General features: G+C 62.5%; 21 protein-coding genes and 1 tRNA gene. 14 read left to right on the forward strand and 8 right to left on the reverse strand.

Translation table 11 applies throughout. The features are described from left to right. Positions 1-20: 20 nt before the first annotated feature. Entirely contained in the window at positions 21-929 is a 909-nt protein-coding gene (locus NKH80_RS17145; protein ID WP_352703097.1) for a LysR family transcriptional regulator, read from the reverse strand. 94 nt (positions 930-1,023) lie between these two features. Here NKH80_RS17145 and NKH80_RS17150 point away from each other — a divergent pair, with 94 nt between their 5' ends. Beyond that, positions 1,024-1,908 (forward strand): aldo/keto reductase family oxidoreductase, encoded by an 885-nt coding sequence (locus tag NKH80_RS17150; protein WP_352703099.1) that lies wholly within the window; start codon positions 1,024-1,026, stop codon positions 1,906-1,908. Positions 1,909-1,938: 30 nt separating this feature from the next. On the opposite strand, the gene NKH80_RS17155 is transcribed toward NKH80_RS17150, so the two are convergent. Next, complete coding sequence (locus NKH80_RS17155; RefSeq protein ID WP_352703102.1) at positions 1,939-2,997, reverse strand: glycerophosphodiester phosphodiesterase family protein; 1,059 nt, start codon at positions 2,995-2,997, stop codon at positions 1,939-1,941. 305 nt (positions 2,998-3,302) lie between these two features. Here NKH80_RS17155 and speB point away from each other — a divergent pair, with 305 nt between their 5' ends. Genes speB through NKH80_RS17170 form a run of 3 tightly spaced genes read left to right on the forward strand, consistent with a single transcriptional unit; the run spans position 3,303 to position 6,106 of the window. Next, positions 3,303-4,310 (forward strand): agmatinase, encoded by a 1,008-nt coding sequence (speB, locus tag NKH80_RS17160; RefSeq protein WP_352703104.1) that lies wholly within the window; start codon positions 3,303-3,305, stop codon positions 4,308-4,310. 29 nt (positions 4,311-4,339) lie between these two features. Further along, entirely contained in the window at positions 4,340-5,266 is a 927-nt protein-coding gene (gene argC, locus NKH80_RS17165; RefSeq protein ID WP_352703106.1) for an N-acetyl-gamma-glutamyl-phosphate reductase, read from the forward strand. Next, positions 5,267-6,106: an aminoglycoside phosphotransferase family protein gene (locus tag NKH80_RS17170; protein ID WP_352703108.1), complete on the forward strand. Its 840-nt coding sequence runs from the start codon at positions 5,267-5,269 to the stop codon at positions 6,104-6,106. It abuts the gene before it with no gap. Here the strand turns inward: NKH80_RS17170 and NKH80_RS17175 are convergent. After that, positions 6,096-7,190 carry a COX15/CtaA family protein gene (locus NKH80_RS17175; protein ID WP_352703110.1) on the reverse strand — a complete coding sequence of 365 codons (1,095 nt, stop codon included), beginning with the start codon at positions 7,188-7,190 and terminating at the stop codon, positions 6,096-6,098. The two genes, NKH80_RS17170 and NKH80_RS17175, sit on opposite strands and share 11 nt — an antisense overlap. Positions 7,191-7,341: 151 nt before the next feature. Here NKH80_RS17175 and NKH80_RS17180 point away from each other — a divergent pair, with 151 nt between their 5' ends. After that, entirely contained in the window at positions 7,342-7,569 is a 228-nt protein-coding gene (locus tag NKH80_RS17180; protein ID WP_352992638.1) for a DUF2842 domain-containing protein, read from the forward strand. Here the strand turns inward: NKH80_RS17180 and NKH80_RS17185 are convergent. Continuing rightward, a complete protein-coding gene (locus NKH80_RS17185; RefSeq protein WP_352703112.1) occupies positions 7,566-8,624 on the reverse strand; it encodes a polysaccharide deacetylase family protein in 1,059 nt (352 codons plus the stop codon). The genes NKH80_RS17180 and NKH80_RS17185 overlap by 4 nt on opposite strands. An 89-nt stretch (positions 8,625-8,713) precedes the next feature. Here NKH80_RS17185 and NKH80_RS17190 point away from each other — a divergent pair, with 89 nt between their 5' ends. Further along, a complete protein-coding gene (locus NKH80_RS17190) occupies positions 8,714-9,943 on the forward strand; it encodes a GNAT family N-acetyltransferase (RefSeq protein ID WP_352992640.1) in 1,230 nt (409 codons plus the stop codon). A gap of 21 nt (positions 9,944-9,964) precedes the next feature. On the opposite strand, the gene NKH80_RS17195 is transcribed toward NKH80_RS17190, so the two are convergent. Continuing rightward, complete coding sequence (locus tag NKH80_RS17195) at positions 9,965-12,214, reverse strand: GumC family protein (RefSeq protein ID WP_352703117.1); 2,250 nt, start codon at positions 12,212-12,214, stop codon at positions 9,965-9,967. A gap of 255 nt (positions 12,215-12,469) precedes the next feature. Here NKH80_RS17195 and NKH80_RS17200 point away from each other — a divergent pair, with 255 nt between their 5' ends. The 7 genes from NKH80_RS17200 to NKH80_RS17230 all read left to right on the forward strand — a co-directional run bounded on the left by NKH80_RS17200 (position 12,470) and on the right by NKH80_RS17230 (position 18,550). Continuing rightward, positions 12,470-13,033, forward strand: coding sequence for a polysaccharide biosynthesis/export family protein (locus tag NKH80_RS17200; protein WP_254817578.1), 564 nt, complete (start codon positions 12,470-12,472; stop codon positions 13,031-13,033). Positions 13,034-13,045: 12 nt separating this feature from the next. Beyond that, on the forward strand, positions 13,046-14,170 hold the full coding sequence (locus NKH80_RS17205; protein ID WP_352992642.1) for a glycosyltransferase family 4 protein: 1,125 nt from the start codon (positions 13,046-13,048) through the stop codon (positions 14,168-14,170). Between the two features lie 116 nt (positions 14,171-14,286). After that, the gene (locus NKH80_RS17210) at positions 14,287-15,822 is read left to right on the forward strand and encodes an undecaprenyl-phosphate glucose phosphotransferase (protein ID WP_352992644.1); all 1,536 of its coding nucleotides are present in this window, start codon (positions 14,287-14,289) and stop codon (positions 15,820-15,822) included. Continuing rightward, the gene (locus NKH80_RS17215; protein ID WP_352896583.1) at positions 15,819-17,144 is read left to right on the forward strand and encodes an O-antigen ligase family protein; all 1,326 of its coding nucleotides are present in this window, start codon (positions 15,819-15,821) and stop codon (positions 17,142-17,144) included. Before NKH80_RS17210 ends, NKH80_RS17215 begins: the two co-directional genes overlap by 4 nt. After that, a tRNA-Pro gene (locus NKH80_RS17220) sits at positions 17,135-17,211 on the forward strand. Before NKH80_RS17215 ends, NKH80_RS17220 begins: the two co-directional genes overlap by 10 nt. A gap of 831 nt (positions 17,212-18,042) precedes the next feature. Next, a complete protein-coding gene (locus NKH80_RS17225; protein WP_254817574.1) occupies positions 18,043-18,237 on the forward strand; it encodes a hypothetical protein in 195 nt (64 codons plus the stop codon). A 121-nt stretch (positions 18,238-18,358) separates the two neighbouring features. After that, positions 18,359-18,550 (forward strand): hypothetical protein, encoded by a 192-nt coding sequence (locus tag NKH80_RS17230; protein ID WP_352506491.1) that lies wholly within the window; start codon positions 18,359-18,361, stop codon positions 18,548-18,550. Between the two features lie 38 nt (positions 18,551-18,588). Here NKH80_RS17230 and NKH80_RS17235 read toward each other — a convergent pair whose 3' ends face one another. After that, positions 18,589-19,047, reverse strand: coding sequence for a YbaK/EbsC family protein (locus tag NKH80_RS17235; protein WP_352506492.1), 459 nt, complete (start codon positions 19,045-19,047; stop codon positions 18,589-18,591). A gap of 118 nt (positions 19,048-19,165) precedes the next feature. After that, positions 19,166-19,444 carry a helix-turn-helix domain-containing protein gene (locus NKH80_RS17240; protein ID WP_352506493.1) on the reverse strand — a complete coding sequence of 93 codons (279 nt, stop codon included), beginning with the start codon at positions 19,442-19,444 and terminating at the stop codon, positions 19,166-19,168. A gap of 315 nt (positions 19,445-19,759) precedes the next feature. Between NKH80_RS17240 and NKH80_RS17245 the strand changes: the two genes are divergently transcribed. Then, positions 19,760-19,945 (forward strand): hypothetical protein, encoded by a 186-nt coding sequence (locus NKH80_RS17245; RefSeq protein ID WP_352506494.1) that lies wholly within the window; start codon positions 19,760-19,762, stop codon positions 19,943-19,945. A gap of 127 nt (positions 19,946-20,072) precedes the next feature. Here the strand turns inward: NKH80_RS17245 and NKH80_RS17250 are convergent, their stop codons facing one another. Next, positions 20,073-20,414, reverse strand: a complete 342-nt coding sequence (locus tag NKH80_RS17250; RefSeq protein WP_254817569.1) for a hypothetical protein — start codon at positions 20,412-20,414, stop codon at positions 20,073-20,075. Positions 20,415-20,464: the final 50 nt, after the last annotated feature.

The following is a 20,464-nucleotide window of genomic DNA, read 5'->3' on the forward strand; positions in this document are numbered from 1 at the left end:
GGGCGCGACTCTTCCGGGTGTCAGGGCTGGCCGGCGGACGCCTTGATGAAGTCAATGAACGCCCGCAACGGCGCCGGCACGAGGCGCCGGCCGGGATAGTAAAGGAACGGCCCGGAGAAGCTCTGCCACCAGGGTTCAAGCAGCGGTTCGAGCGCTCCGCTCTCGAAGTGAGGACGTAGCCAATCCTCGAACAGGCTGATGATGCCCGTGCCGGCGATGGCTGCATCGACTTTGAGGTCAGTCGCCCCGCCCAGGGTCACGAGAAGCGGCCCCGTCGGGTCGACCCGCACCACCTCGCCGTCGCGCTCGAATTCCCACGGCGGCATCGCACGGCTGGCAAAGCGGCCGCGCAGGCAGGCGTGGCTGAGCAGGTCGCGCGGGTGTTGCGGCCGGCCATGACGATCCAGGTAGGCCGGGCTGGCGGCGGTGGCGAAGCGCTGCACGCGCGGTCCGATCGGCACAGCGATCATGTCCTGCTCCAGCCGCTCCTCATAGCGAATGCCGGCGTCGCACCCCGCCGCCAGCACATCGACGAAGCTCTCCTCCGAGATCACCTCCAACCGGATGCCTGGATAGGCGGCGAGAAAAGGCGGAACGATGCTGGGCAGTACCAGCCGCGCCGCGCTGACCGGCACATTGAGGCGCAACGTACCTGCCGGCCTGTCGCGAAAGCCGTTCACTACGTCGACGGCCGACTCCACCTCGGTCAAGGCAGGACCGAGCCGCGCCAGCAGGCCTTCGCCGGCTTCCGTTAGGACAACGCTGCGGGTCGTCCGGTTGAGCAGCCTGACACCGAGCTGCGTCTCCAGGCGCCGCACCGCCTCGCTCAAGCCGGACGCACTGCCGCCGCTGGCGCGTGCCGCATCCCGAAAACCTTTGGCGCGCGCTACGGCCACGAAGGCGTTCAGGTCCCCGAGATCAATCTGCATTGTTCGTCATTCCGCACAGCCCGTGCGAATTGTACCCAATTATCATGAGATCGGACAGCGTCTATCTGTGCACCGTTCCTGAAGGAGAAAGACAATGTCCAGTATCGACCAGTCCGGCACATTCATCTTCGGCGACCGCAAAGTCAGACGGCTCGGCTACGGCGCCATGCAGCTCGCAGGGCCCGGCGTCTTCGGCCCACCAAAGGACCACGACGCGGCATTGGCCGTGCTGCGCGAAGCCGTTGCACAAGGCGTCAACCACATCGACACCAGCGACTTCTATGGCCCGCACGTGACCAACCTGTTGATCCGCGAAGCGCTCGCACCCTATCCTGACGACCTCCTTATAGTCACCAAGATCGGCGCCAGGCGCGGCCAGGGCGGATCGTGGCTGCCGGCCTTCTCGGCCCAAGAACTCACCCAGGCGGTGCACGACAATTTGCACAATCTCGGGCTCGACGTGCTGGAGGCGGTCAACCTTCGGATCATGTTCGACGCGCATGGCCCCGCCGAAGGGTCGATCGAGGCGCCGCTTGCGACGCTCGCCGAGCTTCAGCGACAGGGCCTCGTGCGCCACATCGGGCTGAGCAACGTCACCGCTGCGCAGATCGCCGAAGGCCGCAGGATTTGCAAGATCGTCTGCGTGCAGAATCAGTACAATCTGGCGCATCGGGGCGACGATGCCTTGATTGACGATCTCGCCCGCGACGGCATCGCCTATGTGCCGTTCTTCCCGCTTGGCGGCTTCAATCCGTTGCAGTCGTCGACCTTGTCCAAGGTCGCCGCACGCCTCGGCGCCACGCCCATGCAGGTCGCGCTCGCCTGGCTGCTTCGCCGCGCGCCCAACATTCTTCTGATCCCAGGCACGTCTTCCGTCGCGCATCTCAGGGAGAACCTCGCCGCGGGCGATCTCGCGTTGTCCGAAGATGCGATCGAGGAATTGGACAGTATCGCCGGCAATGTCCCCGCTCACGCGTAGCGCCGCAATCGCTCCGGGTCGTGCCGGGCGTTAGTTAATGCTAGCCGTATTCGCCGGCTCGGCCGGGCGCTTCTCACCGGCGTAGGGCACGCGAAAACCGTTCGCCGCCAGCCAACCGATGGCCGCCTTCGGTTCGTCAGTCTGGATGATGGTGGCGCCGCGCTCGACCCAGAAGCCATAAGTCTCGCGCGGCAGGCTGCCCGCAACCGCCAGCTCGTCGCCGCGACCGCCGGCGAGGAAGCCGCCTGGCTTGTTGACGATGGCATAGGTGTCGGCCCAGATGTGCCAGTCGCCCCTCACCGCCAGCGCGCGCATGCGCGAGCTGAACAGCGGGCCGCCGGTCTCCGTCAGCGTCTCTGATCCCATGCGCCAGTTGATCATCTCGACTGCGCGCATCGGGAAGGCCCGGCTGACTTCCTCGGCAAACATGGCGTCGCGAACCGCGTCATCGGCGATGATCGGCATGAACTGGAAGCCGCTACCGATCTCGGCCATGGCAGCCTTGACCCTGGCGATCCTCTCCGCATTCCACAGGTTCTCCTTGACGATCACCTGTTCGGCCATGCCGAGATCGCGAGCGACGGCGACCATGCCGGCGAGGCTTCCGGTGTCGAGCTTGTTGTCGAGGTTGACGAGAATCCTGTCCCTGGTCGCCACCAGCATCTCGCGCAACGTCGAGACCGTCTCGCCCGTAACGGCGCCGGTGCCTTCGATCACCAATCGGCAGGTCTTGAGTTCGGCCAATGTGCGGTTGACCACCTCGCCCTTGCAGGTCGTGGTGCGGTCAAGCCAGCTGTCATGCATGACGACGAATTCTCCGTCCTTCGAGCGCCTGATGTCGACCTCGACGATTTCGGCGCCCATTGCGATCGACGCCTCGACGGCGGCGATCGAGTTTTCGGGATAGAGCGTCTTGCCGGCCTGCATGCCGCCGGCGCGGTGCGCGGCCACCATCACATGGTCGCGCCATTGGTTGGCGTGCTCGAAACGGTCGAGAATCTGCCTGGCGCGCGTTTCACCCGCCAATGCCTGGCCAAGGGAGACCGCCAGCGCCGCGGAAAGCAGAAGGCTCAGCCAAATTGTTCGCATGAGACAAGTCGTTCGCACGAGAATCGCTCCGTACCGGGATCGCACCCCGGTTAAGCGATGCCCGTGACAGGCAGGTGAACGAAGCCGGCTTCGCAAACGCAGAAAAATCAGATCAATGCCGGCCGAAGCAGCCGTTGGCGGCTACTTTCGGTTATTTACCAGGCAATCTCCGGGCCGGCCATGCGGGGTTCGCCTGGCGAGCAAGGATTTGTGACCGGATCGAATGGCCGTGATCCTCCGCAGGGGTCGCAATTCTGAGAATTATGTCCAATAAGGTTGCGCGTCGACGCACAGGAGATCGCTTCATGCCGCCAAGGACCATCGATCACGCCTTCACCACCCGCTCCAGGACAGGCGCGTCGTTCGAGCCGACCTATGCCGGCGCGCTGTCGTTCATGCGGCGCAAGTATTCGAAGGACGTGAAGGGCGCCGATGTAGTGGTGTGGGGCATTCCCTTCGATGCGGCGGTCACCAATCGGCCGGGCGCTCGTTTCGGACCGCAGGCGATTCGCCGCGCCTCGGCCATCCTCGACAACGATCCGCAATATCCGTTTTCGCGCGACCTGTTCGAACAGCTTGCTGTGATCGATTTTGGCGATTGCCTGCTCGACAGCGGCAATCACCAGAAGACGCCTGCCACGATCGAGCGCGAAGCGGCAAAGATCTTGAAATCCGGCGCCTTTCTGCTTTCACTCGGCGGCGACCATTTCGTCACCTGGCCGCTGCTCAAGGCGCATGCCGCCATCCACGGCCCGTTGGCTCTGGTGCAGTTCGACGCACATCAGGACACCTGGCCCGACGATGGCAAGCGCATCGATCACGGCTCCTTCGTCGGCCGTGCGGTCAAGGAGGGCATCATCGATCCCGACCGCTCCATCCAGATCGGCATCCGCACCCATGCGCCCGACACGTTCGGCATCAAGATCCTATATGGCCATGAAGTGGAGGAAATGCGGGCGTCCGACATCGCCTATGCCATCGTCGACCGTACGGGCGGCAAGAAGACCTACGTCACTTTCGACATCGATTGTCTGGATCCGGCTTTTGCGCCCGGCACGGGAACGCCGGTCGCGGGAGGCCCGTCTTCGGCAAAGATCCTGTCGGTGCTGCGCCAGATCAACCAGGTCGATATCGTCGGCGCCGACGTCGTCGAGGTTGCGCCAGCCTATGATCACGCCGATATAACGGCAATTGCCGGCTCGATGGTGGCCATGCACTATCTCGGGCTGCTGGCGGAACGAAAGGCCCGGCTCGAGGACATGAACCAGGGCAATCACAGCGTTGCCGGATTGAATCAGGCAAGCGGCATATAGCTTTGAGATAACAGGAATTTTGGCAGGCAATGAAACCGAAAATCTTCATCGACGGCGAGCACGGCACCACCGGTTTGCAGATAAGGGCGCTGCTTGCCGAGCGCGGCGACCTGGAAATCATCTCCATCCCGGCCGAACGCCGCAAGGAAACGGCAGCGCGCGCCGAGTTCCTCAATGCCGCCGATGTTGCGATCCTCTGCCTCCCGGACGCGGCCGCTAAGGAAAGCGTTTCGCTGATCGCCAATGACACCACCAAGGTGATCGACGCCTCGACGGCGCATCGCGTCGCCGAGGGCTGGGAATATGGTTTCGCCGAAATGGATAAGGACCAGGCGAAGAAGATCGCTTCGGCGAAGCGCGTCGCCAATCCGGGCTGCTGGCCGCAAGGACCGATCGCGACGCTGCGGCCGCTGGTTGCGGCGGGGCTGTTGCCAGTCGATTTTCCGGTCACTGTCAACGGCATTTCCGGCTATTCCGGCGGCGGCCGGCCGATGATCGAGGATTATGTCGCCAAGGGCGAGGATGCGCCGGAATTCCTGCCCTACGGGCTGACGCTGCAGCACAAGCACGTGCCTGAGCTCAGGACCTATGCCAAGCTTTCGCACGATCCGATCATGCAGCCGGCAGTCGGCAATTTCGCGCAAGGCATGATCACCGTGGTGCCGCTGCAACTCGGCGGCCTCGACCATGTGCCGACCGGCGCGGAGCTTCATGCGGCAATCGCCGATCATTTCGCTTCCATCGGTGGCGGCGTGGTCGAGGTGGCGCCGTATCTGCATCAGGAACGCATGCCCGACATCGATCCGGAGATCTACAACGGCACCAACCGGATGAAGCTCTATGTCTTTGCCAACGATAACAGGGCGCAGGCGCTGCTGATTGCCGTCTACGACAATCTCGGCAAGGGCGCCTCGGGCGCCGCTGTGCAGAACATGGATCTGATGCTCGGCCTTTGAATGGATGCGCCGAGATTTCCAAAGCGCTGGAAGGTCGGCGCGCCGGAGCTCATTACCGAAACGTTCAGTAGCCGCATCTGGAAAGTTGTTCGCGAGGACGGCTCACCGGCAATCGTCAAGGATCTAAAGCCTTTCGACGATGTGGAGGACGAGTTGCGTGGCGAGCATTTCCTCGCCTGGCGACGCGGCGAAGGCGCGGTGCGGCTGCTCGGCCGCGACGGCCACTGCATGCTGCTCGAATACGCCGGCGAAATCTCGCTGTCACAGATCATTGCGGATCAGGACGACAATGCCGCCACCGCCATCGCGGCCGAGGTGATGGCAAGACTGGTCTCGCCGTCGAAGCACGCCGCCCCGCCGGACCTTCAGCCGTTGCGGAGACGGTTTTCCAGCCTGTTCAAAAAGGCGAAGGCCGATCGCGCCGGCGGCGAAAAGAGCCTGTATGTCGAAGCTGCCGAAATCGCGGAACGGCTGTTGTCCAATCCGCACGACGTACGGCCGCTGCATGGCGACGTGCATCACGACAACATCATGCACGGTCCACGCGGCTGGCTGGCGATCGATCCGAAGGGCGTCCTCGGCGACCCGGGTTTCGACGCCGCCAACATGTTCTACAACCCACTCGACCGAGATGATCTTTGCCTCGATCCGAGGCGGATCGCCCATATGGCGCAAGTCTTTGGCGCTACGCTCGGCCAGACGGGGCCTGCCGTACTGGACCACGCCGTTGCCTATGGCTGCCTGTCGGCTGCATGGCACCATGAAGATCGCAATGCGGTCGACGAAAACCGCGAGCTGGCGATTGCCGCGGCAATCCGGCGGGTGCGGCTCAGCCTCTGAGAGCGATCTCGTGGGGCAGCGGGTAAGCGCCCTTGGTACCGCGCCAATGCGCGGCGGCGAAGCCCAGCAGAACCAGCGCGAATGCCTGATGCGTCAGGGCCATGTGCAGCGGCACCTGCATCAATAGGGTGCCGATGCCGATCGATGCCTGCACCACGACAATCAGGAACAGCAGCGTCGCGCGTCGGGCATGCGTCGTGCCCGGCAGACGCCGGCGTGTCGCAATCATGTGCCAGAGCGCGACCGCGAAGATCGTGTAGGCGCCGATCCGGTGCACGAACTGCACTGTCTTCGGATTTTCGAAGAAATTGCGCCACGCCGGCTCGAGCAGCAGCAGGTCGCCAGGGACCAGCTTGCCGTCCATCAGCGGCCAGGTGTTGTAGCTCAAGCCGGCGTCAAGCCCCGCGACCAGCCCGCCGAGATAGATCTGGACGAGCGCCAGCAGCACCAGAAAGCCGGCCAGACGTTGCGTCGAGCGGTCGGCGGCAGGTTCCGAGTGCGGCGCCAGCCCACGCGCGACAACCATGGTCGCCGTGAAGATCAGCGCCGCCAGCGTCAGATGCGTCGCCAGCCGGTATTGGCTGACCGAAACCCGGTCAACCAGGCCGGATGCCACCATCCACCAGCCTATCGCGCCCTGCAGCCCGCCGAGCAGGAGGATGCCCGACAATCTCGTGCCGAGGCCCCGCTCAATGCAGCGCGTCACCCAGAAGAACAGCAGCGGCAGGGCGAAGACCACGCCGACACTACGTGCCAGGATACGATGCACCCATTCCCACCAGAAGATCGACTTGAACGCCTCGATGCTCATGCCCTTGTTGAGTTCGGCATATTGCGGGATCTGCTGGTAGCGCAGGAACTCCTCCTGCCACTCGGAATCGTTGAGCGGCGGGATGACGCCGTGAATCGGCTGCCATTCGGTGATCGACAGGCCGGAATCGGTGAGCCTCGTAGCGCCGCCGACCACCACCAGCGCAAACAGCACGAGCAGCACGACATAGAGCCAACCGCGCACCAGTGCACGATTGCGAAGGTCTCGATCGCGGGCGGCGAAGGGCGCGTCGTCGGATATGGCAGCAGCCATGGGTTTGTCCCGGCAGTTGAAGTCGCGGATTGGTGAACCATCGCAACCCGGCTTGCAAGGCCGGGCGACGCGGCACGCCGTCGCGCCGTTTCTGGCGGGTTGCGCGCATTCGCCGTTCGGCCTAAGCGATAGCGATCAACGAGATCGCGCCATGCCCATTCGCCTGAAAAAGCTGATCGGAAGCGTCCTGCTGGTAGTGCTGGTCGTCGTCTATGCGCTGGTCGCCTCGATCGTCGCGGTCGCCCAACTGTCGCAGTCCGGGCCGCTGGCGCACTTCATCTTCTTCCTGCTGAGCGGGCTTTTGTGGGTGCTGCCGGCGATGGGCATCATCAAGTGGCTGATCCTCGAGCCGCGGCCGAAGGGCCGAGGCAACAGTTAAATCGTCACCACCGTCTTGCCAGCATTGGCCAGCGGCGTCGTCACGCCCGACAACATGGTTCGGATGTGGGCGATGCTCTGATAGCGGCCGTTGACTGAAATGCGCGGCAGGGCATGCAGGAACCCGGCATGCTCGGCGCGCAGTACGCCGTGGCGGGTCGTCACCGCCGACGCATAGCCGGCATCGCGGACAAGGCCCACTTCGCGGCGGCCGACTGCGCTGGCATGACCGTAGGGATAGGCGAAATGGCGGGGCTCCTCGCCGAGTTTGGCCTGCAATATGCGCTTGACGTCGCCGATCTCATGCCGCGCGTCGCTCTCGGAAAGCCGCTTCAGATTGCAATGATTGACGCTATGCGCGCCGATCGTCACCAGCGGGTGCCCGGCCATGGTGCGGATCTCGTCCCAGCTCATCAGCGTGCTCGGACGCGGACCGCCCAACTCGATGCCGTTCGAGCGCGCCAGATCGCGCAACACCGCACGCTGGTCACGCTCGCGCACCTTCAGCGTCAGATACCCGTGCAGGCGCGCATTGGCCTGGACCTTTTTTCCCAGGTTCGAGCAGTCGATCGTCACCGGGCCGTCCGGCGTCGTCAGCGTCAGGCGATCGCGCGCATTGACGATATCCTCAACCACGTCCCACCACAGATCGGCAGCGCCGTCGATCAGTCCCGGCGCGACGTAGATGGTGATCGGCGCGCCGTGCTTCTCCAGCACCGGCAGCGCCTCGGTCATGTTGTCTCGATAGGCGTCGTCGGCGGTGATCGTCGCGAACTGGCCGTCCTTGTCGCCGGCCCTGATGCGCTCGATCGCCTCGTCCAGCGTGACGAACCTGTAGCCGTTCGCCTTCATGTCGGCGATCACGATATCGAGGAACCCAGGCGCGATGTTCAAGTGGCGGTTGACGCCGTTCGGCTTTTCCGGCGTCGCGGTGACCCGATGCAGCATCAGGATGACGCCAAGGCCGCCGATAAACGGCTTGGCCAGCGGCGCGAGACCGGAATAGCGGGCGAGATTGAGCGCCAGTTTGCGAATTGCCTCGCCCCCGTCGATCATTCATTCACCTTTTGCGCCTAAGCTCATCAAGCATGGAATGCGCCTGCGCGGACCCCCAATCGCGACGAATACGCCCTAAGGATTGAGGTATGGTTGACGCCACCGCGTCATTTGACGGCAATCGGCTGGCAAGCAGCGAGGCGTCGCCGTATACCTCGCCGGCCGGCAAAGCCGGCTTGTCGATCTCGGTTGCCGATAGGGCGGCGCTGGCGGCGTACGCCGAATTCTGCCGTTCGGCGCTTTTTGCCCCGGCGCAGAGCGCAGGCTGGATCCTGAACTGGGCCGCACATACCGGCGCCGACGTTGTCGTTGCGACGCTGCGCGCCGACAACAGGCCGGTTTTCTCGTTGGCGCTGGAGGTCACTCGCAGTGGAGCGTTCCGCGTCGCCCGGTTCATGGGCGGCCGCCATGCCAACGGCAATTTTGCCGCCGCCGACCCGCAATGGCTGGCGAATGCCGATAACGCGGCGATCCGCGCTATGCTGGCTGCGATTGCCAAGGTGCGGCGTGATATCGATCTTGTTGCGCTAGAGCGGCTGCTGCCCGGTCTCGACGGCGTTGCCAACCCGCTCTCCGCCTTGCCGCATTTTTCGAGCCCCAATCTGTCTCTGGCCGCCGGTCTTGTAGGAGGGTTTGATGCATTGCTCACCCGCGTGAGCGGCAAGCGCAGGCGCAAGAAGCATCGCTCGCAGGCGCGCAAATTCGGGGCCGTCGGCAGCCATTGCCGCATCGAGGCGAGGACTGCGGACGAGGTGAACAGGCTGCTCGACGCCTTTTTCGAGATGAAGGAATTTCGCTTCCGCAAGATGGGCATCGCCAATGTTTTCGGTGAAGCGGAGGTGCGTGCTTTTTTTCGCTCGCTGTTTACCGACGCGCTCCAAGAGGAAGATCCGTCCTTCGTGCTGCATGGGCTGGAAGTCGCCGGCAAGCTTCGTGCGGTCACCGGATCGAGCCGCTCGGGCAAGCGGCTGATCTGCGAATTCGGGGCGATCGCCGAGGACGAACTCGCACACACCAGCCCCGGCGACTTCCTGTTCTTCGAGAACATCCAGGAAGCCTGCGAGGCGGGTTTTGAAATCTATGATTTCTCGGTCGGTGACGAACCCTACAAGCGATTGTGGTGCGATGTCGAAACGCAACATTTCGAGGCGCTGGTTCCGCTGACGCTGAAAGGTCGCGCGCTGGCGCTTGCGCTCAGGCACGGCGCAAGCCTGAAAGCATTCATCAAGCACAGCCCAATGGTCTGGAAGCTGACCAAGCTGCTGCGCCGCAAGGCCGTGGGCCAGACAGCACCGGCCGCAGGCGAAGACGACAGCTGATTTCGATTTGAGAAAAATGCCTCAGGCCGCCGAGCGCCGTCCCGGCATTGGCCCCGGCGCCACATGGCCGATTGGCGTGACCAGCGTTAGGTCGGGATAACCGCTCTCGATGAGCGCGACTGCGGCTTGCGTCACCTGGTCGTCCGGCTCCAGCATGGAGAGCAGCACCTCGGTGCCCTCGCCCACCAGGCGGCTGATGCCTTGCGCGTCGGCCGGCCCGCATTCGACCACAACCAGATCATAGGCCGTGGTTAGCGACTGCATGATGATCGGCAGCCGGTCGGCGGCGCGCATGGCACGGACCGGATCGGCTGTGCCGACGGGAATCACGTGGCAATCCGAATAGAGATCGGGGTGGATCACATCGCTGAACTGCGCTTGCGAGGCGAGCAGATCGGTGATGCCCGGAAACAGCCCGCTGTCCAGCATCGGCCGCGAGGCAGCACCCGAAGCGGTGAGATCAAGCAGCAGCACGCGTAGCCCAGCGTCGGAGACTGCGCGCGCCACCAGCACCGCCGAGGCAGCCGCCTCGTCGCCTTCCGGTGACACGAATATGGCCCGGGCTGCACCGGTGGCGATCAGTTTTTCCGCGGCCTTGTCGATGTCGATCTCGCCGAGGATAGAACGTGCCGGTTCAATGTCTCCAGCGGCCATTTCAGAGTACTCCGGTTCGATTTTCTCGGCAGCCGCTTCCGCCACCGCGACGGGTTCCGGCTCCACTTTGGTTTCAATGATACTGTCGTCGTCGGTCTCATCGATCTCGGCGACTGCCGGTTCGGACCGCGCAACCGGCGGGTCGGGCTCGGCCAATGCGCGTTCGGCCTGGACAGCCGGCATCGCAACCTGCTCGATGTGTTCGAAATGGGCACCGGCGGCCGGACGCATGGCGCGGCCGGAAAACAGTTCCTGCAGCAACGTGACGATCGCCATGATGAGCAACGAGCCGACAAAGGCCGCGCCGACAATCGGACCAATTTTGGGGAAATAGGGTTCGGTCGGCGCCCGGGCCTCCGAAAATAGGCGAGCGTCGACAGGCAGGTAGTTGCGATCCTTGCGTGCGGCCGCCTGGAGATAGCTGGACGAGTAGAGATCGAGTTGCTGGCGCTTGGTCGCGGCATCGCGCTGCAGCGCATCGAGTTCCACCTGCTCTTCGCCGGCGCGGGCGGACGCCGCCTTCAGCGTGTTGACGTCGGCCACGAGTTGAGCCTCCCGCGCCTTCGCCGTCTCGGCCTGCGCCATCAGACCCTTCATGATCTTTTCCGCTTCGTTGCGGATCTGGCGGTCGAGATCGGCGAGTTGCGACCTCAGCGCCCGGATGCGCGGATGGTTGTCGAGCAAGGTGGTGGAAAGGTCGGCGATGTTGTTCTTGAGTTCGACTTGCCGCTCGCGCAAGCGCTGGATCAGTTCGGACGACAACACCTCCGGAACGGCATCCAGTGAGCCGCCATTGCGCAACGCCCTGCGCACGCTGTCGGCGGTCGCTTCCGCTGAAGCGCGGTTGGCGCGCACCCGTGACAATTCGCTCGACAATTCGGACAGCTGCTGGGTGGCAAGCACCGAATTGTTGCCGCCCATCAAAAGATCCGACTGGGCACGGAATGCGGCAACCTTGGCTTCCGCCTCCTTCACCCGATTCTGCAGATCCGCGATTTCCGGCGCCAGAAAGTCGGTGGCAGCGGAATTCGATTCGAGCTTGGCGTTGCCCTTGGATGCGATATAGGCGTTTGCAATGGCGTTTGGGATCGCGGCGGCAAGCTGTGGATCCTCCGACGAGAACTCGATTGCTATCGCACGGGTTTTTTCGACGCCATAGACGTTGAGCTTCTCATGCATTGCGTCCAGCACGCGCTCTTCCAGCGGGATCTCGAAGGGATCGCTTTTCAAGCCAACGAGGACGAGGGTGCGGCTCAGCGCCGACATCTTCAGCGCCTCGTCGAATTCGGGCAACTTCGCCAGGTTGAGCTTCGCCGCCACCTGTTTGAGGATGTCGGGGGACGAGATGATCTGGACCTCGGTGGCCACAGCCTCTTCGTCGGGAATCGACCGTTCGTTGCCGTTGGCCCCGGCTGGCCGCGTGAACTCCGATTCTCGAGGCCCGATCTCCAGCTTGGCTGCCGCCTTGTATTCGGGCGTTGCAAGCCAGGCGAGCGCAAAGGCCAGGCCGGTTACAACCAGCGCGACGACAAGGATGCGCAACCAGTTTCGCGCCAGGCTGGCGAAAAGCTGCCTGAGATCGATGTCGACATCTGCGGCCGCGGATTGAACGGACATGCATCCCTGCTCCGGTACTGAGTCAGCATGCACCGTAAACAACTATGGTAACTCAGCCGTTAATATCGCGGTAAGAGCCTGTTAGGCTCTACTAACAAGCCGCAAACAAGAGGCTGAAAACGATCTGCATTTGTCGATCCGGCCCGTATCGGCCGTGCGCCTTTACCGGCCATTAACCCTAACAGGATGATAACCGAGCTCGATCGTTAAGGTTTGCCGCAGAGTCGCCGGCTATTCAAAGGTACGTGTCCGCTCATGAAAAGCACTGCTCCCCTTTTCCGCGCGCTGCTTGCCGTATCGATGCTTTCGGGCTGCTCCAGCTACCGGCCGACGCCGGCCGCATTCCATGAAGTTCTTGACCAGCCCTATCGCCTCGGCGCCGGCGACCGCGTCCGCGTCACAGTGTTCGAGCAGGAAGGATTGACCAACACCTACAGTGTCGACCAATCCGGCTATCTCTCGCTGCCGCTCGTCGGCAACGTGCCGGCGCGCGGCCACACCGCCCAGCAGCTCGAGGGCGAGATCGCCGAGAAACTGCGCCAGGGCTATTTGCGGGATCCTGACGTTTCGGTCGAAATCGATCGCTATCGACCGATCTTCGTCATGGGTGAAGTGGGTGCGGCGGGCCAGTATTCCTATGTTCCGGGCCTAACCGTGCAGAAGGCCGTCGCCATCGCCGGCGGGTTCACGCCACGCGCCAACCAGGAAAGCGTCGACATTACCCGCGACATCAACGGCAAAGTGATAACCGGACGCGTGGTGACCTCCGACCCGCTACTGCCCGGCGATACAGTCTATGTTCGCGAACGCCTGTTTTGATGTGCTGACCAAGTGGCGGACACACTCAGGATCGTCCACTGCTTTCGCTCACCGGTCGGAGGCATCTTCCGGCATGTGCGCGACCTGACCGAGGCTCAGGTCGCCGCTGGCCATGCCGTCGGCATCGTCTGCGATTCGACGACGGGCGGCGATTTCGAGGAACGGCTGTTCGAACAGATGAAGGGCAGCCTGGCGCTCGGCATTCACCGCACGCCGATGCAGCGGCATGTCGGGCCAGGCGATCTCGCCTCGGCCCGGCGCACCTATAGAATCATAAAAGAATTGCGGCCGGACGTGCTGCACGGGCATGGCGCCAAAGGTGGCGCCTATGCCCGTCTGTTCGGCTCATTGTTGCGGGTATCCAGGTCTCGCGTAGCCCGCCTTTATTCGCCGCATGGCGGCTCGCTTCACTATGACGAGACCACCGCCATGGGGAAGCTGTTCTTCGCGCTCGAGCGCTTCATGGCTCGCTTCACCGATTGCCTGCTGTTTGTTTCCGACTATGAGCGACGGACTTATCGCAGGAAGGTCGGCGAGCCGCCGATTCCGAACGCTCTCGTCCACAACGGCCTGCGCGCCGCCGAGTTCGAGCCGGTGCGGACCGAGCACGATGCGGTTGACCTCCTCTATATCGGCATGATGCGAGACCTTAAAGGCCCGGACATCTTCATCGATGCGCTGGGGCTAGCCGCAACACGGCTCGGCCACCCATTGAAGGCGCTGATGGTCGGCGACGGCGACGACCTGCCGCGCTATCGCGCCCAGGTGAATCAGCTCGGCCTCGAGGTCAGCTTCCTGGCGCCGATGCCGGCCAGGCTCGCCTTCAGGCTCGCCGAACTGGTCGTCGTTCCCTCGCGCGCGGAAGCCATGCCCTATATCGTTCTGGAAGCGCTCGCCGCCGGCAAGCCGATCATCGCGACGTCGGTCGGCGGCATACCGGAAATCTTCGACACCGGCTCGCCTGCCCTGATCCGGCCCGACCCGCGCGAACTTGGCGACAAGATAAGCGCCGCATTGGCCGATCTCGACGCCTACAAGGGCCTGATGCCCGGCATCGCCGACCTCAAGGCACGATTCGGCGCCGATGTAATGGCCGCTGAAATCGAAAAGGCCTATTTTGCCGCGCTCAAAAAATAGAGCAACGGGTTTCCACCGGGCTGCTCCTGGTGAAAGCGTCTCCAAAGCCATCTGTTGTTTCAAGGGTTTCTTAGCTCTCTTTTGCTATTCACCTGAGGGAAACCTGCGGACGCCCCATGAACGAAATCGACCCCGCGCGCCGTTTTTCGCTAGACGCGGTGCGCAAATTCAACGCCCCTGCCGAGAACAACACGGCCGGCGGCATGAACGACGTCGCCCGCCAGGTCGCCTCGCAATACCGGCGCGATACGATGTCGCCGATCATGGTGAGCGGCGTCCTGCGCATGGCGGAATTCGCGCTGCTGTTGGTGTCAGGTCTTGCCGTCTATTTCTACTACGTCGGCTTTTTCAACTATCTTGCCTGGCAATACTCCCTGACGATCGCCGCCACCTCGTTCCTCGCCGTCGTTCTGCTCGACGTCACCGACTGCTACCAGATCGTCGCGCTAATGCGGCCGATCGCCAATTTTGGCCGGCTCCTGCTGGTCTGGGCCGGAACGTTCGCCTTGATGGCGCTCACCGCCTTCACCATGAAAATGTCGGAAGACTATTCGCGCCTGCTCTTCGGCACGTGGTTTGTTGTCGGCTTCGTGCTGATCCTGGGTCTCCGCCTGGTGATGTCGAAGCTGATCCGGCGCTGGGCGCGCGATGGGCGGATGGAGCGCCGCGCCGTTATCGTCGGTGGCGGCAAGGCGGCGGAAGTACTGATCCGCTCGGTCGAAAGGCAGCCCTACAACGACATCCGCATCTGCGGCATCTTCGACGACCGCGGCGATAAGCGGTCGCCGCCGGTTGTCGCCGGTTATCCCAAGCTCGGCACAATTTCCGAACTCATCGAATTTGCCCGCATCGCGCGCATCGACATGCTGATCGTATCACTGCCGCTGACCGCCGAATCGCGCGTGCTGCAGTTATTGAAGAAGCTGTGGGTGCTGCCGGTCGACATCCGGCTGTCGGCGCATTCGAACGCGCTGCAGTTCAGGCCGCGCGCCTATTCCTATATCGGCTCGGTGCCGATGCTCGATATCTTCGACAAGCCGATCAACGACTGGGATTCGGTCGCCAAGCGCGCCTTCGACATCGTCTTTTCAATCATCGGCATCATCGTGTTCTCGCCGGTGATGCTGGCGACCGCGATCGCGATCAAACTCGACAGCAAGGGGCCGGTGCTGTTCCACCAGAAGCGGCACGGCTTCAACAACGAGATCATCGAGGTCTATAAGTTCCGGTCGATGTACACCGACAAGGCGGACCCGACGGCGAAGCAGACCGTGACAAAGAACGATCCACGCGTCACCCGCGTCGGCCGCTTCATCCGCAAGACCTCGATCGACGAATTGCCGCAGTTCTTCAATTCGCTGTTCGGTTCGCTGTCGCTGGTCGGGCCGCGCCCGCACGCCATTGCCGCGCAGTCGCACAACCTCCTCTACAATGAGGTGGTCGACGGCTATTTCGCCCGTCACAAGGTCAAGCCCGGTGTAACCGGCTGGGCGCAGATCAATGGCTGGCGCGGCGAGATGGACACCAACGAGAAGATTCGCATGCGGACGGAATACGACCTCTATTACATCGAGAACTGGTCGCTCCTGTTCGACCTCAAAATCCTGTTCCTGACGCCGATCCGCCTGCTCAACACGGAAAATGCATATTGAGCGCGACGGCCTATGAATTGCCGGCGGCGGCGGTCAACGCCAAGCTGATCGCACTGATTGCGTCAGGGGCGGTTTTCCTCGGCGTCTTCCTGTCCGGCTTCGTCATTGCCGAGCCGGCGCCGTACGACGTCTATATGATCGGGCTGATCGTGGTGTGGCCCTTGTTCGGAATGCGCATACAGCGCGCGGCGGTGCCGCTTCTGGTGCTGCTGTTGATCATGAACATCGGCGGCATGATCTCGATGACGCAGATGTCGGACCTCGCCGGCACGCCGCTCTATCTCGCCGTCTCGCTGTTCCTGGCCTTAACCGCGGTTTTCTTCGCTTCGGTAACGGCGGTCCGGCCCAGTCTCTATCGGGTGATCTTCGTCGCCTATGTGGTGTCGGCGGTGCTGACTTCGCTGGTCGGCATAGCCGGCTATTTTCATGCCTTTCCGGGAGCCGAGATCTTCACCAAATACGACCGCGCCGCCGGCGCCTTCCAGGACCCGAACGTGTTCGGGCCGTTCCTGGTGCTGCCGGGCATCTACCTGCTCTATCTGCTGCTTACCGGCTCGGTCGCGCGCATGCCTCTATTGGCTGTGCCGCTGCTGATCATCACCGCCGGCATCTTCTTTTCCTTTTCGCGCGGCGCCTGGGGCATGTTCGCCGTTTCGGCGATCCTGCTAACCGGTGCCTTGTTCCTGCAGAGCGCCAGCGGCAAGTTCCGGCTGCGCGTGGTCGTCATGACCATCGCCGCCGTCGGACTGCTGGTCATCGCAATGATCGTCATCCTGCAACTGCCGGGCGTCGCCGAGATGTTCTCGAACCGCGCACAGCTTGAACAAAGCTACGACACCGCCCGCCTCGGCCGCTTCGCCCGCTACACGATCGGCTTTCAGATGGCACTGGAGCATCCGTTCGGCATCGGCCCGCTCGTCTTCGGCAAGATGTTCGGCGAGGACACGCACGACATCTGGCTGAAGATGCTGATGGATTACGGCTGGCTCGGCTTCGTGTCGTTCCTGACGCTGACGTGCTGGACGATCGCCGCCGGCTTCCGCATTCTGCTGCGCGACCGGCCGTGGCAGCCTTATCTTCTATGCGCCTACGTCGCCTTCATCGGCAATATCGGGCTCGGCACCTTCATCGACATCGACCACTGGCGCCATGTCTACCTGCTGCTTGGCTTGATCTGGGGTGCCATCGCGCTCGAATACCGCCACCAGTGGCAGCTGCGGGCGGCGCAATGCCCGTTGCCGTTGCTTCAGGCAGGACAGCAACCGAATTCGGTTGACCGGAGCCGGTCTATCACGATACATCGCGACCGGTCCGGAGTGTAGCGCAGCCCGGTAGCGCACTTGACTGGGGGTCAAGGGGTCGTCGGTTCGAATCCGGCCACTCCGACCATTAAAATCCAAAGGCTTAGCCAGTTTTCCCCCAAACTGGCTGTACAGACAATAGCCGCACTGCAGCCAGCGCAACGTACGCAGGCGCGTGATCTCATCGAAGAATCGATCACGATCACTCGTGCGCGAGGCACGGAGGCTGGCGGCTAGCCAGAAGCCCACCGAGAAACCGCGCGACAGTGGCTAGGCGACGTTTGCTGCGTACGCCAACCTTTATCGTGAGCCCGTATTCCAGCTTCAATAAGAAAAGGTCCCGCCGCACATGCCAGAACGGCGGGACTCGATCAGGCGCCTTGCATCAGGCAGGGGTGACTCGGGGGTTTGGGCATGCCCGGTGCGCGCGGATCGTAGTGAACCCTAGGCCCATCAGCTGCAATGCGTCCACCAACCGTCGGTTGGAAAGAACTAATTCAATCCCGATGGCTGGCCTGGCCTGGCCTGAACAGGCGTGCTCAAGGCTCAGTTTCTTCCCGCGGAAGAGCTTTTTGATCAGGACAATCAGGATAGGGCAATTCTTCACACGGAGAGGGTCTGTGGCCAACTCTGCCATAATGTTCCGCGAGTTTTGCGAAACCGTAGGCGAAGGCGAAGAGAAGCGCGAGGATAACCGCTATTCGGACGGCCATACCGTATTGTAGCAGGATCCTCGCATTGGAGCGCGCGGCGTTTTGGTACGTTTGAATGTTGAGTTCGAAAAAGGTTGGCTTTATTTGAATTGCCGTCGTTCGCAGTTGTAAGGGCGAGCGGACGCTAGGAAGATGCCACGCGCTTTCGCCCTTCCGGGAGAGATGCAATGTCGCTTCAAGGGGTTGCCTGTCCTGCCGAGCTGACCATGTTGACCAAGGCACTTGATGCCCGATGCCGTGAACTAGGCCTCGCTGACGGCGATCCAGGCAGAGAAGTGCTCGGCCGCAGGGTGATGGATTTGTTCGAAAGTGGTCAGCTCAGCGCCGAAGACCTGAGACTGGCTCTGAGCGGCGAGATCTTTAACGCCAAAAATCCTCCGGCCGGAGCCAGTGGGCTTTGATACGGCAAGCGGCTATCCGCGCAGCCATTTGAATTACTGGGCCAGCGTGTGAACAAATGTGATTTGGCCGTCGGTGCCAGACGGGCTAACTTTGCCCATCGAACGAACGAGGAGAATGATCATGAAGACATTCCTCGCAATAGCCGCGGCACTGACCATGTCCATATCAGTTGCCTCTGCGGATTGCCCCGCGCATTCAAAGGTCCAGGCATCGGTCGACACGCAGACGACAGCGAGCGTCGAGAAGGCCGATATGTCGACTGCCACGGACGCTCAGACGATCAAGAAAGAAGAGCCACAGAAGACCGAGTAGCGGTAACGCTCAGCGGATCCCACGACCCGGGTAAATGGCTACTGGCACACATCCACCCACTCGGCGTCGACGAGTTCGGCCAGGCGTTGCGGGCTGAGCCGTACGGCGGCATTCGTCGCGCCTGCCGCCGGGACGACCTCGTCAAAGGCGCTCAGCGAGATGTCGCAGTAGACCGGGAGCGGCGCCGGTAGGCCGAATGGGCACACCCCGCCGACGGGATGACCGGTCGCGGCAAGCACCTGTTCGGCATCCAGCATTCGCGCCTTGCCGCCGAACCGGTCCTTGAATTTGCGATTGTCCAGCCTGGAGATCCCGCTGGCCACGATCAGCATCGTCTGGTCGCCGGCGCGCAAGCAGATCGTCTTGGCAATCTGCGCTGGCGCTACGCCATGCGCTTCGGCGGCCAGAGGCACTGTCGCCGAGCTGGCTTCCGTGACGATAACGTCGATGTCGGGCGCGTGTGCGTCGAAAAAGGCGCGAACGGATTCGAGGCTCATCTCCGGCAATTTCCGTCTGGCGTCGCCTGGCGGCCGGCAAGTCCACTACGTGGCCGAAAAAACGAAGCCCGCCAGGGCGACCCATGGCGAGCTCGTGGAATAAAAGCATGACACGTCGCTACGACACGGATCGCCTTTTGACAGGCAACACGGCTTCGTCAAACAGAGCGCTTTCCGGAAGTTGAAGCGCGGAGGCAATACGCCGACGTTTCGAAGGATCGGCATCCTTGCCGCTTTCGATGTCGGCAATCTCATAGGCTGCCAGCCCGCACGCCAAGGACAGCTCTTCGATGCTGTATCCACGGGCTTCCCGGGCGGTGCGGACGGCACTGCGTTCAGGCGTAACCGCGCTCGCCGCCAGGTCGGAGTAAGGTTCGCGTTTTGCTATTTGGGGCATTGGCAACTCCGTGGGATGAAAGAGTTAGATCAAATCATGTTGTTGCCTGAGACGATCGGGAGAATGCCCGCTCGTCGGTGATTTGCCAAGCATCAAAGATAGCGTCACGGCATCGTGAACCGACGCCGGAATCAATGGCGGATGCCGGTGCGCCGACATCTGGCCGGATCATCGGCAGACACGGTTCGGAAACAAAATTCTACAGGCCGGAAAAACTGCCGAAAACTTCAAGGCGATAGTCGCAACCGCACCGATCGGGTCACCGACTGAATCGGTGACGCTTAAATTCCGCCTGCGCAAAAAGGAAACGATGTCATGAACAAGCCTCTTCTCTCCGCCCTTGGACTTGCAATCGCACTTGCCCTCTCGATGCCGATCATCGGCGCAAGCAGCGCGAATGCAACGACGATGCACACCACCGTCAAGAAGCATCACCGCCATCACCGCCTCCACCGCCACTACCGCCACCATCACAAGAAGGTTGTGGCGAAGAAGTACTGAAAACACCCTCGGACGAACAACCGGCAAACAAGGCATTCTGGCCCTTGATCAAGGGCGGCACGCTTACCGGGTTTGCCGTGTCGGCGAACAATGGCGGCGGTCCGCTGACCGCCGCCATTTGCTTATCTCAACGTGCCGATCTTGAACGCGCCCGCGGTGCTTGTTGCTGCCGGCCGCCGAGGAACAGACTGGCGACGAGCCCGACCACAACCAGTCCGACAGCGGCCGCCGTCGCCGGGTGATCTCGGGCGGTCTTCTCGATCGCCCGGCCTTGCCTTCTGATTGCCGGCAAGGCGTCGCCGAGGCGCTCAGTGATATCCGAATAATAATCCGATGCGGTATCGCGCCCGTCTTCGTAAAAGGCGCCGCCCCGCTTTAACACGGCTTTCTTCAAGGTGGCCAGTTCCCTGGTCAGGGCCGCGACCTGCTTGTTCAGATCGGTGTCGGAGATGCTCGAAAGCGATGGCATGACGTGCTTCCTTCTCTGCAGAAGGAAGCCTAACGCATGACCCTGAAGAC

It is taken from the genome of Mesorhizobium sp. M0904 (genome assembly GCF_040319475.1).
In the GTDB taxonomy this organism is placed as follows: domain Bacteria; phylum Pseudomonadota; class Alphaproteobacteria; order Rhizobiales; family Rhizobiaceae; genus Mesorhizobium.